Consider the following 13,971-nt stretch of genomic DNA (forward strand, 5'->3'; position numbering starts at 1 on the left):
ATGCCGCCCGTGCGGGCCCGGGCGCCGTGCCACCGGCCGGTTTGCCCAGCTCCACCACGCGCACGGGCGCGCCGTCCTTCTGGATGCGCTGCTGTCCTGCCGAAACGACCAGGTCGCCCGCGCTCAGGCCATCGACCACCTCGACGAAACCGGGCGTGCGTGCGCCCAGCTTCACCGGCGTGCGGCGGGCCACGCGGCTGCCGGGCTCCTTGCCTTCGACGATCTTGAACACATAGGGGTTGGTGCCCTCAGGCACCACGGCCTCTTCGGGGATGACGCTCGCATTGGCGCGCTCGGCAAACACGGCGGTCACGCGGGCGAACATGCCGGGGCGCAGCTGCAGGCGGCGGTTGTCGATACAGCCACGCACCGCGATGGAGCGGCCGTCGGCGTCGATCTGGGGGTTGATGGCCTGCACCACGGCGCCGTAGCGCACGCCCGGCAGCGCATCGAAGGAGACCTGCGCGGTCTGGCCGGTGCGCACCTTGCTCTGCAGGCGCTCGGGCAGGCGGAAGTCCACGTACACGGCGTCGAGGTCTTCCACGTTGACGATGTCGGCACCGTCCTTGAGGTAGTCGCCCACGTTCACGCCGCGGATGCCGGCGATGCCGTCAAAGGGCGCCACGATCTTCAGGCGCGATGCGGTGGCCTGCGCCAGCGACAGCTTGGCCTGCGCCACTTCGAGGTTGGCGGCGCTCTCGTCCACCGAGCGCTGGCTGATGAAGCCCTGGGCCACGAGCTCCTGGTTGCGCTTGTGGTTGGCCTGGGCGATGGACATCTCCGCCTGGCTCTGCTGGATCTGGGCGCGGGGCAGCTGGTCGTCGAACTGCACCAGCACCTGGCCGCGCTTGACGCGCTGGCCGTCGCGAAAGTTCAGCTGGGTGATGCGGCCGCTGACCTCGGGGCGCAGCACCACGCTCTGGCGCGACCTGAGGCTCCCCACGGCCTCGGCGTCGTCGCGCAGCGCCATCTGGCGCACGGGCACGGCTTCCACCATGGCCACGCGGCCCGCACCGCCGCCCTGCGCTCCACCACGTGCAGAGCCGGCCGGGGCGCCACTGGCGGCGGCGGGCGCTGCGGGCGCTCCGTCAGCGCGCGGAGCCTGGGCAGGTTTTTGCAGCCACCATGCAGCACCCAGGGCAGCTGCGATGCCGACGACAGCGAAAACGATGGTTCTTTTCTTGGACGCCATGGATCAATGAAACCGGTGGAAGAGCGGAATGCAACCAAAGAATGTATCAGTCCGTGTCAGACACTGCAGTGACTGACGCCTTGACCGAAGGTCAATTCCCCAGTTTTACGCAGGCTTTACACAAAGCGACCACTCACCCCAGGCGCTGCGGCGCAGATCCCGAGGCGCTGTGTTGCTGGAATGCACACCGCGTGCCAGCTTCAATGCCCAAAGGCGCGCGTCAGCCCCTGCCGCGGGCCTGGTCCACGCCCTTGTTGGCCAGGGCATCGGCGCGTTCATTGCCGGGGTCGCCCGAATGCCCCTTCACCCAGCGCCAGTCGATGCGGTGGCCGCCGGTGCTGACCAGCGCATCCAGGCGCTGCCACAGCTCCACGTTCTTGACGGGCTGCTTGGATGCGGTGCGCCAGCCCTTGGCCTTCCAGCCGTGGATCCACTCCGTGATGCCCTTGCGCACGTATTCGCTGTCCAGGAACAGCGTGACCGCGCAGGGCCGCTTGAGCGCCGTCAGCGCCTCGATCACCGCCATCAGCTCCATGCGGTTGTTGGTGGTGCCCAGCTCGCCACCGAACAGCTCCTTTTCGGTGTCGCCCGCGCGCAGCAGCACGCCCCATCCGCCGGGGCCGGGGTTGCCCTTGCAGGCGCCATCTGTGTATATCACTACCTGATTCAAACCGTATTCCTGTCTTTGTCGTGTTGCTTGAACGATGCCGGGCGCTTGCGGGCCACGGGCTGCGCTGCGGGTGCGGCCGGCGCCGTTGCCGTGTGGGCCCGGTTGGCAATGGGCACGGTGCCGGCGGACCGCTGGCGCTGCGTGCGCCAGGCGGGCTCCAGCAGCCGCATGCCGTGCACCCGCTTGACGGCCACCACGAAGTAAGCCGCCCCGAAGATGGGCCACCACTTCTCCCCCCAGGGGTCCATGAAGCCGAAGCGGTCCAGCCACTGGGTGCTGCGCACTGCAGGACGATAACAGCCAAACTGGGCCGACTCGACCTCGAAGCTGAGCAACCGCAGCCAGTCGCGCAGGCGGCGGTAGCCGATGAACTCGCCCACATCGGGCAGGTACAGGTGGCCCTTGCCCAGGCGCTGGTACAGCCGCGCCCGCCGCTGGCGCAGGCCCCACAGGCTGGCGGGGTTCAGGCCGCTGATGACCACCCGCCCCTCGGGCATCAGCACCCGCTCCACCTCGCGCAGCGTGGCGTGGGGGTCGATGCTCAGCTCCAGGGTGTGGGGCAGCACCAGCAGGTCGAGGCTGTTTTCTGCAAACGGCAGGGCCACGGACTCTGTCAGCAGGTCGATGGCGCGGCGCTCGGGCGGCACAGACCCTCCCGCAGACACCGCATCAGCATCAGCGGCGCCGGCCCATGGGCCCGACATGGCGCCTGCCGCAAAACCTTCCTGCCCCAGCGCCAGCCACTGGTGCGGCATGCGGTTGGCGCGCAGGCCGTCCAGCAGCGGCATGCCGAGCTGCAGGCTGTGGTAGCCGAAGATATCGGCCACCGCGTCATCGAAGCGCGCCTGCTCCCACGCCAGCAGGTACCGGCCCGGCGGGGAGTCGAACCACCGGTGCAAACCTATAATTTGATCGCTCATGAACTTGCTGCCGCTGCCCGCCTTTACCGACAACTACATCTGGATGCTGCACGACGGGCACCAGGCCATCGTCGTCGACCCCGGGGATTGCGCGCCTGTGTTGCAGGCCCTGAAGCGCCTGGGCGTGCAGTTGCAGGCCATTCTAGTCACGCACCACCATGCCGATCATGTCGGCGGGGTCGATGCGCTGCGCGAGGCCACCGGCGCCGTGGTCTACGGCCCGGCCCGCGAGCGCATCCCCGAGCCGCTGGTGCGGCTGGCGCAGGGCGACACCGTGGATGCGCTGGGCCTGCACTTTGCGGTGATCGATGTGCCCGGCCACACGGCGGGCCACATCGCCTACTACTGCGCGGCGTTCGATGGGGCGCCGCTGCTGTTTTGCGGCGACACCTTGTTTTCGGGCGGATGCGGACGGCTGTTCGAGGGCACGCCGGCCCAGATGCTCGGCTCGCTCGACCAGCTCGCGGCGTTGCCCGGCGATACCCGCGTATGCTGCGCGCACGAATACACACTGTCCAACCTGAAATTTGCGCGCGCCGTGGAACCCGGCAACGCAGCATTGCTCCACTACACCACCCAGTGCGAAGCGCTGCGTGCCGGCCACCAGCCCACGCTGCCCTCGAACATGGCGCTGGAGCGAGACATCAACCCCTTCCTGCGCACACGGCAGCCTGGCGTGGCCCACGCGGCCCAGGCTTTCGATGCGCAGGTCCACCAAGACGACGCCGTAGCGGTACTGGCCGCGCTGCGCCAATGGAAGAACGAGTTCCGATGAAAATTTTGCACATTGCCTGCCTGGCAGCAGCCGTATGGCTCACCGGCTGCGCCACCACGGGCACCACGCAAGACCCCAACGCCACCACCGACGCCAAGGCCACCACCACCGCCAGCACCCCGTCGGCCCGCGTCCCCCACACCCCCGTCATCCCCAACGGCCCGCTGCGCCCCATTACAGCAGCCCAGGCCGCCAGCGGCGAGGTCGCATCGCTCTCGGCCCCCGCCGACCTGTGGGACCGCATCCGCCGCGGCTTTGCGATGCCCGACCTGCAGCACGAACTGGTGCAGGACCGCGAGCAGTGGTACGCCACCCGGCCCGACTACATGCAGCGCATGACGGAGCGCTCGAGCAAGTACCTTTTCCACATCGTCGAAGAGCTGGAGCGCCGCGGCATGCCGACCGAACTGGCCCTGCTGCCGTACATCGAAAGCGCCTTCAACCCCCAGGCGGTGTCCAGCGCCAAGGCGGCCGGCATGTGGCAGTTCATGCCCGCCACCGGCAACTATTTCGACCTCAAGCAGAACGCATTCCGTGACGACCGCCGCGACGTGCTGGCCTCGACCCGCGCCGCGCTCGACTACCTGCAAAAGCTGTACGGCATGTTCGGCGACTGGCACCTGGCCCTGGCTGCCTACAACTGGGGCGAAGGCAGCGTGGGCCGCGCCATCGCGCGCAACCAGAAGCTAGGCCTGGGCACCAGCTATACCGACCTCAACATGCCGGCCGAGACCCGCATGTACGTGCCCAAGCTGCAGGCCGTGAAAAACATCGTGGCCCACCCCGAAGCCTTCCGCACCGAGCTGCCGCTCATCGAGAACCACCCGTACTTCCAGACCGTGGACATCACCCACGACATGGATGTCGCGCTCGTGGCGCAGCTGGCCGGCATCCGCGAAGAAGACTTCCGCGCGCTCAACCCCTCGTTCCACCGCCCGGTGATCCTTGCCGCGGGCACGCCGCAGATCCTGCTGCCCTGGGACAACGCCAAGGTCTTCCAACGCAACCTCGAAGCGCGCCGCGAAGGCCAGTACGCCAGCTGGACCGTCTGGTCCGTACCGTCCAACATGACGGTGGCCGAGGCCGCCCAGCGTGCGGGCATGAGCGAAAACGACCTGCGCAGCCTGAACAGCATCCCGCCCCGCATGCTGATCAAGGCAGGCTCGGCGCTGATGGTGCCGCGCTCGGCGGCCATCCGCCAGGACGTGTCCTCCCACCTGGCCGACAACGGACAGCTGGCCTTTGCCCCTGAAGTGGTCACCCGCAAGACCACCGTGCGCGCCGGCAAGGGCGAAACGGTGGCCAGCATCGCACGCCGCTACAAGCTGGCGGCGTCCAGCGTGGCCGACTGGAACGACGTGCGCGCAAATGCGGCCTTCAAGCTCGGGCAGCAGGTCGTGGTGTATCTGCCCGTGCGGCAGGCGCAGGCCAGCGCACGCAGCAGCGGCAGCACGCGCGCTTCAGCGCACAGCAGTGGCGGCGGCAAGCGGTCGGTGTCGGCACCCTCGCGCAAGGGCGGCACGCCCTCGAAGGTCAAGCGCCGCTGAGCGGCATCGCCGCAGGGTCACCGGCGCAGGCAGCGGTTCACGCGCTGAAGGCGGCGCTGCGGAAAGCCACGGCAGCGCCGCCGCCGTGCTGCGCTGTGCCCCCCGTATGGAACCGCGCTCAGAAGCGCAGGTTGTGCATGCCCAGCAGCCCCAGGATGCCCATGATGATGAGGTACAGCGCCACGATGGTGCTGAGCAGGCGGGGCATCACCAGAATCAGAATGCCGGCGATCAGGGAAACCAGGGGACCGATGCTGAGGCTGAACGTCATGGCGCAATCCTTGAGGAATAAGAGCGAAAGAAGGGTGGGATGACACCGGTGCGGCGCTATGGGTTGCAGCACCGGAGAGCCCAGGACTGTAGTGCATCCGTTCGCTGATTTTTCCGTCGCAGGACGCGGTGCCAGGCGGCTGTAGGCATGGCCCGCCAGATGGTTTTGCGGCCCGCCTGGGCACGCCGTCTACACGTTGAATTTCTGGCGCGCCTTGCGCACGAAATCGTTGGTGTAGGTGCGTGACAGGTCGACCTTGAAATCCGCCATTTCGGGGTGGACGCGCGACAGCACGCGCAAGGCCGTGGCCGCCCCGTCGTCCGCCATGAGGCCGTTGGTGGAATAGGTTTCGCGCACCCGGCTGAAGGCCGCCAGATACAGCCCCCGGTCTCCCATGAGGTAGCCCTGCGGCACCGCCCGCACCAGGTCGGCCGGGCCCGCCGTCTGCAGCCACTTGAGCGCGTGCACGATGCCGTTGGCCAGGGCCTGCGCCTGGGGCGCATTCTTCTGGAGGAAGGCCTGCGGCGCATACAGGCAGCTGGCGGGCATGTTGCCGCCCAGCATCTCCTGCGCGGCCTTGAGCGAGCGCAGGTCGCCCGCGATGCGGGTGTCGGCCTTTTGCTCCAGCAAGGTCATGATCGGGTCGGCATGGCACAGGGCGTGCACCTGCCCGGAGCGCAGGGCATTGAGCGCCGCCGTGCCGGACCCCACGGCCACGAAAGACACGTCCTTGGGCGTGAGCCCCGCGCGGCCCAGCAGCAGGCTGGCGGCCAGGTGCGTGGACGAGCCCACGGACGACACGCCGATGCGCCGCCCCTGCAGGTCTCCCAGGTCCTTGAAAGCCGGCATCGACCGCTGCGACACGCCCAGGGCCAGTTGCGGTGCGCGCCCCTGCACCACGATCGAGCGGTAGGCCTGGCCCCGCGCCTGCTGGCGCAGCGTGTGCTCGAACGCACCAGCGCAGACATCGGCTGCACCGTCCTGCACCGCCTGCACCGCCAGCGCACCGGCGGAAAAGTCCCGCACAGCCACGTCCAGGCCTTCCGCCCGGAAGTAGCCCAGCTGATCTGCCAGCGCCAAGGGCAGGTGGTACAGCACGCCCTGCCCGCCCACGGCGATGGTCACGCGGCCCAGCGGCGTGGCCTCTGCCTGCGCACGCACGGCCGCAGGTGCGAACACCGTGGCCGCCGAAACAGCGGACAGTGCACCAAAGGCGCGGCGGGTGAGCAAAGGACGGTTCATGGAATCAGCAAAAGGACGATTGTTGCACCGCAACAATCGTGCCGCAGAGTGGGCCATCCCGCATTAGGGGGATTCCCAGCGGGGTTTCTACGTAAGAACCTGCCCACCCCTGGGCCGCCTGCGGCGTCTTCCCCTCTCTCGCTGCGCGGGAGGGGACTGCACGCAGCGCCTCGCGGGGCTACCGATCCAGGCTACCGATACCCCACGAAGAGAATCGCGATGTTCACGATGAGGGCTGCAGCCCACACGGCGCTGCGCACGGTGGGCATGTCCGAGACATACATCAGGATGTAGAACACGCGCAGCATAACGTACAGGAAAGCCAGCATGTCGAGCAGCGTCTGCCCGGCACCCAGCAGGTGCGCGATGATCACCGCGCCGATGAAGAACGGCAGTGTCTCGAAGCTGTTGGCCTGCGCCGCGTTGGCACGGGCCCGCCAGTCGGTCTGGCGCGCCATCCAGGCGCGCGGGTCGTGGTTGTCGAAGCCGCCGTGCTTGCGCGGCTTGCCCCAGCTGCCGCTCTTGGCAAGCCATGAACAGGCCAGCGGCAGCAACGCCGCGATCAGCACGCACCAGTAGGCCACCGTAAACCGTGCGACATGCATGGTGGTATTCATCTTGTATGCCTTTTGGGCCGCTACCGCTTGGTACACAAGCGCCAGCAGCTATTAAATTGTGAGTATTCTACCGGTACGGCATGGGCCCGGCACAGCCGCTCTGCTCAGCGGCGGTCCGACAGCGCATGCGCGATGGTGCCCAGGTCCACATACTCCAGCTCGCTGCCCACGGGCACCCCGCGCGCAAGCCGCGTGACGTGCACGCCGCGGCCCTTGAGGGTCTCGCTGATCACATGCGCCGTGGCTTCGCCCTCGGCGTTGAAATTGGTGGCCAGGATCACCTCCTGCACACCCTCTTCGGCGGCGCGCTGCAGCAGCTTGTGCAGGCCGATCTCCTTGGGTCCCACGCCATCGAGCGGGCTGAGCCGGCCCATGAGCACAAAGTACAGCCCCTTGAACGCGCCCGTGCGCTCCATCGCGGCCTGGTCCGCGGGCGTCTCCACCACACAGAGCCGCGACGCATCGCGCGACGGGTCCAGGCAGGTACTGCAGACCTCCGCCTCGGTGAACGTATGGCAGCGCGCACAGTGGTGCACCGACCCCACGGCATGCTGCAGCGCCTGCGACAACACCTGCGCCCCCTCCCGGTCATGCTGCAGCAGATGGAAAGCCATGCGCTGCGCAGACTTGATCCCGACCCCCGGCAACCGGCGCAGCGCCTGGATCAAAACGTCGAGGGAATCGGTGGTGGACATGGGTTGGGATGAAAATCTGAAAAACTTGGGATGCTTGTGGCGCCAAGGACGGCTTTGACAGGCTCAGCCCGAACAGTCTGGGGTGCGGACGCTGGCTTTGACAAGCTCAGCCCGAACGGTTGTGCGGAGAAGACGCTTCACCCCACACAAGCCCGCCACCACAAACAAACAAACAACAAAAAAAGTCTCGCTAAAAAACCCGGTATTCACTCCCCGCCGTCACGGGCGTAGCGAGCGGGATGATCTGCCAGGCGGACGGCGCACAGGAACCGGAACGTACTTGAAGTACGTGAGGATTCCGAGCACCGCCCAACGACGCAGATCGCCCGCTCGGTAGCCAACCCTCACACACCCCGCCGTCACGGGCGTAGCGAGCGGGATGATCTGCCAGGCGGACGGAGCGCAGGAACCGGAACGCACTTGAAGTACGTGAGGATTCCGAGCACCGCCCAACGACGCAGATCGCCCGCTCGGTAGCCATCCTCAGAACGGGAACTTCATGCCGGGGGGGAGGCCTGGCATGCCCTGCGTCAGCTTGCCCATCTTCTCCTGCGAAGTCTCTTCCGCCTTGCGCACGGCCGCGTTGAACGCTGCCGCCACCAGGTCTTCCAGCATGTCCTTGTCTTCGGCCAGCAGGCTGGGGTCGATGGTGATGCGCTTGACGTCGTGCTTGCAGGTCATCAGCACCTTCACCAGGCCGGCGCCGGACTCGCCCTCGACTTCGATGAACGCCAGCTCGTCCTGGGCCTTCTTCAGGTTGTCCTGCATCGCCTGGGCTTGCTTCATCAGGCCGGCGAGTTGTCCTTTGTTGAACATGGTGTGTTTCCTTTGCTTTCTTTCTGGTTGATCGATACCCCTGAAGGGGCCTGAATTCGGTATCTGAATTGCGCAAACAACATTGTGCTTTGCAACGCCGCCAGCCTCAGAAACTGGCGCTCCAGAGGCCAGTGCACTCGTGGAACTGGCTCCGCCAGGCCACCGAGTGCTTCCCCCTCCCGCGCAGCGAGACAGTGGGAAGGCGCCGAAGGCGACTCAGGGGGCGCTTCATCCTCTACACCGGCTTGATGCTGCCCGGCACGATTTTCGCGCCGTAGTCGCGCACCAGCGACTGCACATAGGGGTCGTTGGCCACGATGTCCTCGGCGCGGCGCTGGCGCTCGGCCGCGGCAGCTGCATTGCGGCGGGCGGGGCTGTCGATGACCACGCCCACCTCCACGCTGATCTGGCTGGCGTGCCCGGCATTCTCCAGCGCGGCGCGCAGGCGCTCGCGGGCGGTGGCCTGGTTGAGCGACTCGCGCTCCACCCGCAGCAGCCAGTGGGCACCGTCGCGCGCCACCAGCTGGGACTGCAGGGCCAGTTCGCGCACCAGGGCACTGATGGCTTCTGCCGCCACCAGCTGCTGCACAGTGGTGTGCCACACGTCGCCCTCTTCGGTGGGTGTGTAGCGCGAGGACACGGGCACCGGGGCCGAATGCGGCGCAGGCTGCAGGCGCGCACAGGGTTCGGGCGCCACGCGCACCGGAATTGCTACGAATTCAGGAGCGCCTTGCGCTGATTCAGCTTGCGGCGGACGGGCCTGGCGATCAAAACTTTGGGCATCGCGCACGGGCAAGGCCATGGCCGTGCCGGAGGCTGCGGGCGCCACCGCGACTGCTGCGCCGCCCGCCTCTTCGTCGGAGCCTGGCCAGGGTGGCGGCTCGGACGACGCATCGTCATCCGCCATCGCGGCAGCAGGCGCAGGCGCTGGCGGCACAACGCAAGGAGAAGGCGCGGCGACCACGGCGGCCGCAGCGGGAGGCTGCGCGGCCGATGGCTGGGGCGCGACGGCGGCGGTTTCTGGTGCCGCAGCAGGCACGGGCCGCACCACGGCCGGTGTGGCCTGCATCGCCGAAGCGGGTGCGCCCGCGGCGTGCGGTGCCGGCCCCGCAGAGGCCTGCGCCGGTGCGGGTTCAGCCCGCGTCAGAGTTTTTTTTTCAGCCGATTCGCCGCTGGGCTTGAAGGCCAGGAGGCGCAGCAGCACCATGGTCAACGCGGCGTATTCGTCCGGCGCCAGGCCCAGCTCGCCGCGCCCGTGCAGGCACAGGCTGTACAGCAGCTGGGTTTCGTCGGCGGGCATCAGGCTGGCCAAGCGGGCAGTCTCCACGGCTTCAGGGTCATTGGCGTCCACGGCAGCGGCCATCTGCGGCACGGCCTGGAACACCGCCATGCGCTGCAGCACGGCGCTCATCTCTTCCAGGGTAGACGCGGCCGACAGGCCATTGAGGCGCAGCGTATCGGAGGTCTCCACCACTGCCCGGCCGTCGGAGTGCGCCAGCGCGTCGATGAGGCGGAACACGTACGAGCGGTCCACCGCGCCCAGCATCTGGCGCACGCCGGCCTCCTGCAACTGGCCGCTGCCGAAGGCGATGGCCTGGTCGGTGAGCGACAGCGCATCGCGCATGGAGCCACGCGCCGCACGCGCCAGCAGGCGCAGGGACTGCGGCTCGGCCGGCACGTTCTCTTGCGCCAGCACGCGGGTCAGGTGGTCCAGCACGGTCTCGGGCGCCATGGGCCGCAGGTTGAACTGCAGGCAGCGCGACAGCACGGTGACCGGCACCTTCTGCGGGTCGGTCGTGGCCAGCACGAACTTGAGGTATTCGGGCGGCTCTTCCAGCGTCTTGAGCATGGCGTTAAACGCCGTGTTCGTGAGCATGTGCACTTCGTCGATCATGAAGACCTTGAAGCGCCCCGCCACCGGCTTGTACACGGCCTGCTCCAGCAGGCTTTGCACCTCGTCCACGCCGCGGTTGGAGGCGGCGTCGAGCTCGGTGTAATCCACGAAGCGGCCGCTGTCGATGTCGGTGCACGCCTGGCACACGCCGCAGGGCGTGGCGGTGATGCCGCCATGGCCATCCGTGCCCTGACAGTTGAGCGACTTGGCCAGGATGCGCGACACGGTGGTCTTGCCCACGCCCCGCGTGCCGGTGAACAGGTACGCATGGTGCAGCCGCTGCTGCGTGAGGGCGTTGGTCAACGCCTGCACCACGTGCTCCTGCCCCACCATTTCCGTGAAATTGCGGGGACGGTACTTGCGGGCGAGCACGAGATAGGACATTCGGTCGATTCTACGGGTTGAGCCGGCGGCTTTGCCGGTCCGGGGGGCGATCGGATACCGGGCCGTTCAGGATTGCGGCGGCCCCCCACCGGCCTAGAGTGCAGTGGCCCGCCTCCGGCCGCGCAGCGAAGCCTTGCGGCAGCCAAGGCCATGCACCGTGGACGGAAAGAGGCCGCCGCATCCAGCGTACAATCGTGGGTGACGGGCCTCCCCGCATGGTGAAGCGGCCAACCGGGTCAGGTGGGGAACCAAGCAGCCCTAACTGTGGAGTCAGTGCCGGGGGTAAGGCTCGTCAACTTCTTTTTTATCTTTGCGTGTGCTGCCATCTCGTGCTGCAGCCCATGCGCAAGGATCGCCAGTGCGCAGTACATGCCGCTCTGGCCGCACCCCCATCCACACCACCGCGCCCTCCATGGCTTGCGTATGCCGCTGGCGCCCCGCTGCCCGCTGCGCATAGCGGTGTCAGTGATTTCCCACGCCGTCTTGAGGCATTCGATGCTGAACCTGCACAGGCGATGACAGCACACTTTGTTGCATCGTTTCAGCCTTTCTTCTCATGGGTGCCGCCATGCCAAACCGCAACACAGCGCAGGTGTCTTCCACTCGCCGCCCGTTGGCGACAAAGCTGTTTCTGTTCCGCCCCACCCGTGCGCCCGCGCATGCCACGACGGGCAGTCCCCATACACCCGCCCAAGCGCCCACCCCCGCGCCCCGAAGGCATGCCTCTCGCAAGGTGGCCGCCTGGGTCACCCCATGCCTGTCGGCCGCGCTGGCGCTGCCGGCGCTGGCCGTGGAGTCCTCAGGGTTCGGCGATGACACCATGGCGTCGCTGCAAGAGCAGACGCGCTCGGCCACCGCGGCGCCAGCGTATGAGGTCAACACCCTGGTCCTGCCCAATCTGGGTGATACCTCCTTCGGCAGCAACAACCCGTCGCAGCGCCCCGGCAGCGCCAGCGGCTTTGCCAACGCCACGCAGCACATCGACGTCACGCGCTGGCTCACGCCGGATGCGCCGCGCAGCGTGGGCTTCTCGCTGGGCCTCACATCGGCCGCGCCGTCGGCCCATTCGCTCGCCAATGCCGGCAACAGCCTCAACGGCGCGCCTGCCGCGCCCTCCAGCCTGGACCTGGGCGTGCGGTGGCGGTCGCGCCTGGCCAGCGGCCGTCACCTGGATGTGTCGGCCTGGGCACAGACGCCGCAACTGGCGCAGTCGCCCGATGCCATGGGCCTGATCTGGCAACAGCAGCAGCCGGTGTACGGCACGCGGGTAGAGATGCAGTGGGCTTCGTCGCGCACCCGCGGCCTGGTGCCAGAATTCGGCGCCATCGGGGTGCAGCTGCAGGGCGGCTCCCGCCTGGTGCTGCGGGCACGCAAGGGCGGGCCCATGCTGTACTACAGAGCTAAATTCTGACCCCCTGAAGCTCTGACTCCCCCTGAGACGCTGCGCGTCTTCCCCTGAGGGGGACGCCTCCGGTGGACCGGCGGAGCCGGATCCACGGTGGCGCGGGCGTTGGTGGAGCGCCAGTTGCGGACGGCAGTAATCTTTTTCTATGCGCCTTGCGCCAGCCAGCGCAGGGCGCCTTCGGCGGCCACGCGGCCGCTGGCCATGCTGGCGGTGAGCAGGTAGCCGCCAGTGGGGGCCTCCCAGTCGAGCATTTCGCCAGCGCAGAAGACGCCGGGCACGGCCGTGGCCATGAGGTGGGGGTCGAGCGCTTCGAAGTCCACGCCGCCGGCGGTGCTGATGGCTTCGTCCAGCGGGCGCGTGGCGACCACGGTGATGGGCAGGGCCTTGATGGCGTGGGCCAGGGCCACGGCGTCGCTCACGCCGTCCTTGCCCAGGTGTTCGTACAAGATGCCCGCCTTGATGCCGTCCAGCCCCAGGCGGCTCTTGAGGTGGCTGGACAGCGACCGCGATCCGCGCGGGTGGCGCACTTCGACCAGCACGCGTTCGGGGCTGTGGTCGGGCAGCAGGTCCAGGTGGAAGGTGGCGTGCCCCTGGGCCTGCACTTCGTCGCGCAGCAGGTGCGACACCGCATAGACCAGGCTGCCCTCCACGCCCGTGGCGGTGGCGACGAACTCGCCGCGGCGGCTGAATGTGCGGCCCTGGCTGTCGGTGAAGTTCAGCTGCACGGTCTTGAAGGGCTGGCCCGCAAAGCGTTCGGCAAAGTGCGGCGTCCACCCCACCACCGGGGCGGGCGTGCGGCCCAGCAGCTCCTGCAGGAATTCGCGGCGGGTCTCGCCGGTGGGCGCGGCCGAGCGCATGACGTCGAAGCCGCAGTTGGACGGCCGCAGCGCCTCGACGGCCACGCCGCGCTCGGCGAGCAAGGGCACCCAGGCGCCGTCGGACCCCAGGCGCGCCCAGCTGCCGCCGCCCAGGGCCAGCACCACGGCACGCGCGCGCACCGTCGATTCAGCAGGCTCACCGCCCGCCGATGGGGCAGCAAAACGCAGCGCGCCATCGCCTTTCCAGCCCAGCCAGCGGTGGCGCATGTGGAACTGCACGCCCTGCCCCCGCAGGCGCTGCAGCCAGGCCCGCAGCAGCGGGGCGGCCTTCATGTCGGCCGGGAACACGCGGCCCGACGTGCCGACGAAAGTCTCCACCCCCAGGCTTTGTGCCCAGGCGCGCAGCGCGGGGCCGTCGAAGCCCTGCAGCAGCGGCGCGACCTGGGGCTGGCGCGCCCCATAGCGTGTGACGAAGGCGTCGTGCGGCTCTGAATGCGTGAGGTTGAGCCCGCCCTTGCCCGCCAGCAGGAACTTGCGGCCCACGGAGGGCATGGCGTCGAACAGATGCACGCCGACGCCGCCCTGCGCCAGCACCTCGGCGGCCATCAGCCCGGCGGGGCCGCCGCCGATCACGGCGACGTCGCAGTGCAGGTCGGCCACCGGGTCGGGCGAAGAAGGCGTGGTTGTTGTCATGAAGGAAACCTTGTGAAGGGGAGCGTGTGGCG

General features: G+C 68.3%; 13 protein-coding genes and 1 other RNA gene. 4 read left to right on the plus strand and 10 right to left on the minus strand.

Going from position 1 to position 13,971, the window contains the following annotated elements:
* From ACSQ3D_RS24820 to ACSQ3D_RS24830, 3 genes are all read right to left on the minus strand, one after another.
* A partial coding sequence (locus ACSQ3D_RS24820; RefSeq protein WP_436128614.1) for an efflux RND transporter periplasmic adaptor subunit occupies positions 1–1,192 on the minus strand: 1,192 nt, incomplete at its 3' end.
* Between the two features lie 220 nt (positions 1,193–1,412).
* Positions 1,413–1,862, minus strand: a complete 450-nt coding sequence (gene rnhA, locus ACSQ3D_RS24825; protein ID WP_056413196.1) for a ribonuclease HI — start codon at positions 1,860–1,862, stop codon at positions 1,413–1,415.
* Entirely contained in the window at positions 1,859–2,782 is a 924-nt protein-coding gene (locus ACSQ3D_RS24830; protein ID WP_436128615.1) for a class I SAM-dependent methyltransferase, read from the minus strand. The genes rnhA and ACSQ3D_RS24830 overlap by 4 nt, the downstream gene beginning before the upstream one ends.
* Between ACSQ3D_RS24830 and gloB the strand changes: the two genes are divergently transcribed.
* Entirely contained in the window at positions 2,781–3,557 is a 777-nt protein-coding gene (gene gloB / locus ACSQ3D_RS24835; protein WP_436128616.1) for a hydroxyacylglutathione hydrolase, read from the plus strand. The two genes, ACSQ3D_RS24830 and gloB, sit on opposite strands and share 2 nt — an antisense overlap.
* A complete protein-coding gene (locus tag ACSQ3D_RS24840; protein ID WP_056413205.1) occupies positions 3,554–5,104 on the plus strand; it encodes a transglycosylase SLT domain-containing protein in 1,551 nt (516 codons plus the stop codon). Before gloB ends, ACSQ3D_RS24840 begins: the two co-directional genes overlap by 4 nt.
* Positions 5,105–5,222: 118 nt before the next feature.
* Here the strand turns inward: ACSQ3D_RS24840 and ACSQ3D_RS24845 are convergent, their stop codons facing one another.
* The 6 genes from ACSQ3D_RS24845 to dnaX all read right to left on the minus strand — a co-directional run bounded on the left by ACSQ3D_RS24845 (position 5,223) and on the right by dnaX (position 11,023).
* On the minus strand, positions 5,223–5,375 hold the full coding sequence (locus ACSQ3D_RS24845) for a DUF3096 domain-containing protein (protein WP_082485775.1): 153 nt from the start codon (positions 5,373–5,375) through the stop codon (positions 5,223–5,225).
* Positions 5,376–5,564: 189 nt separating this feature from the next.
* Positions 5,565–6,617, minus strand: coding sequence for an ABC transporter substrate-binding protein (locus ACSQ3D_RS24850; RefSeq protein ID WP_436128617.1), 1,053 nt, complete (start codon positions 6,615–6,617; stop codon positions 5,565–5,567).
* 191 nt (positions 6,618–6,808) lie between these two features.
* Positions 6,809–7,234, minus strand: a complete 426-nt coding sequence (locus ACSQ3D_RS24855; protein ID WP_436128618.1) for an MAPEG family protein — start codon at positions 7,232–7,234, stop codon at positions 6,809–6,811.
* 104 nt (positions 7,235–7,338) lie between these two features.
* Entirely contained in the window at positions 7,339–7,929 is a 591-nt protein-coding gene (gene recR / locus ACSQ3D_RS24860; protein WP_396505768.1) for a recombination mediator RecR, read from the minus strand.
* Positions 7,930–8,412: 483 nt separating this feature from the next.
* Positions 8,413–8,745, minus strand: a complete 333-nt coding sequence (locus ACSQ3D_RS24865) for a YbaB/EbfC family nucleoid-associated protein (protein ID WP_396505769.1) — start codon at positions 8,743–8,745, stop codon at positions 8,413–8,415.
* A 235-nt stretch (positions 8,746–8,980) separates the two neighbouring features.
* Positions 8,981–11,023, minus strand: coding sequence for a DNA polymerase III subunit gamma/tau (gene dnaX, locus ACSQ3D_RS24870; protein ID WP_436128619.1), 2,043 nt, complete (start codon positions 11,021–11,023; stop codon positions 8,981–8,983).
* A gap of 200 nt (positions 11,024–11,223) precedes the next feature.
* Here dnaX and ffs point away from each other — a divergent pair.
* Positions 11,224–11,320, plus strand: an RNA gene (ffs, locus tag ACSQ3D_RS24875) — signal recognition particle sRNA small type.
* 316 nt (positions 11,321–11,636) lie between these two features.
* A complete protein-coding gene (locus ACSQ3D_RS24880) occupies positions 11,637–12,434 on the plus strand; it encodes a hypothetical protein (protein WP_436128620.1) in 798 nt (265 codons plus the stop codon).
* A 137-nt stretch (positions 12,435–12,571) separates the two neighbouring features.
* On the opposite strand, the gene ACSQ3D_RS24885 is transcribed toward ACSQ3D_RS24880, so the two are convergent.
* Complete coding sequence (locus tag ACSQ3D_RS24885) at positions 12,572–13,939, minus strand: TIGR03862 family flavoprotein (RefSeq protein WP_436128621.1); 1,368 nt, start codon at positions 13,937–13,939, stop codon at positions 12,572–12,574.
* Between the last annotated feature and the right edge of the window lie 32 nt (positions 13,940–13,971).

Origin of the sequence: Acidovorax sp. LjRoot117, from assembly GCF_964252695.1 — a bacterium.
In the GTDB taxonomy this organism is placed as follows: domain Bacteria; phylum Pseudomonadota; class Gammaproteobacteria; order Burkholderiales; family Burkholderiaceae_C; genus Acidovorax.

What these genes read in the sequence shown, in the direction of transcription:
- gloB (WP_436128616.1), top strand. Translation starts at nt 2,781, where the DNA reads ATGAACTTGCTGCCGCTGCCCGCCTTTACCGACAACTACATCTGGATG.
- ACSQ3D_RS24830 (WP_436128615.1), bottom strand. Translation starts at nt 2,782, where the DNA reads ATGAGCGATCAAATTATAGGTTTGCACCGGTGGTTCGACTCCCCGCCG.
- ACSQ3D_RS24840 (WP_056413205.1), top strand. Translation starts at nt 3,554, where the DNA reads ATGAAAATTTTGCACATTGCCTGCCTGGCAGCAGCCGTATGGCTCACC.
- ACSQ3D_RS24845 (WP_082485775.1), bottom strand. Translation starts at nt 5,375, where the DNA reads ATGACGTTCAGCCTCAGCATCGGTCCCCTGGTTTCCCTGATCGCCGGC.
- ACSQ3D_RS24850 (WP_436128617.1), bottom strand. Translation starts at nt 6,617, where the DNA reads ATGAACCGTCCTTTGCTCACCCGCCGCGCCTTTGGTGCACTGTCCGCT.
- ACSQ3D_RS24855 (WP_436128618.1), bottom strand. Translation starts at nt 7,234, where the DNA reads ATGAATACCACCATGCATGTCGCACGGTTTACGGTGGCCTACTGGTGC.
- recR (WP_396505768.1), bottom strand. Translation starts at nt 7,929, where the DNA reads ATGTCCACCACCGATTCCCTCGACGTTTTGATCCAGGCGCTGCGCCGG.
- ACSQ3D_RS24865 (WP_396505769.1), bottom strand. Translation starts at nt 8,745, where the DNA reads ATGTTCAACAAAGGACAACTCGCCGGCCTGATGAAGCAAGCCCAGGCG.
- dnaX (WP_436128619.1), bottom strand. Translation starts at nt 11,023, where the DNA reads ATGTCCTATCTCGTGCTCGCCCGCAAGTACCGTCCCCGCAATTTCACG.
- ACSQ3D_RS24885 (WP_436128621.1), bottom strand. Translation starts at nt 13,939, where the DNA reads ATGACAACAACCACGCCTTCTTCGCCCGACCCGGTGGCCGACCTGCAC.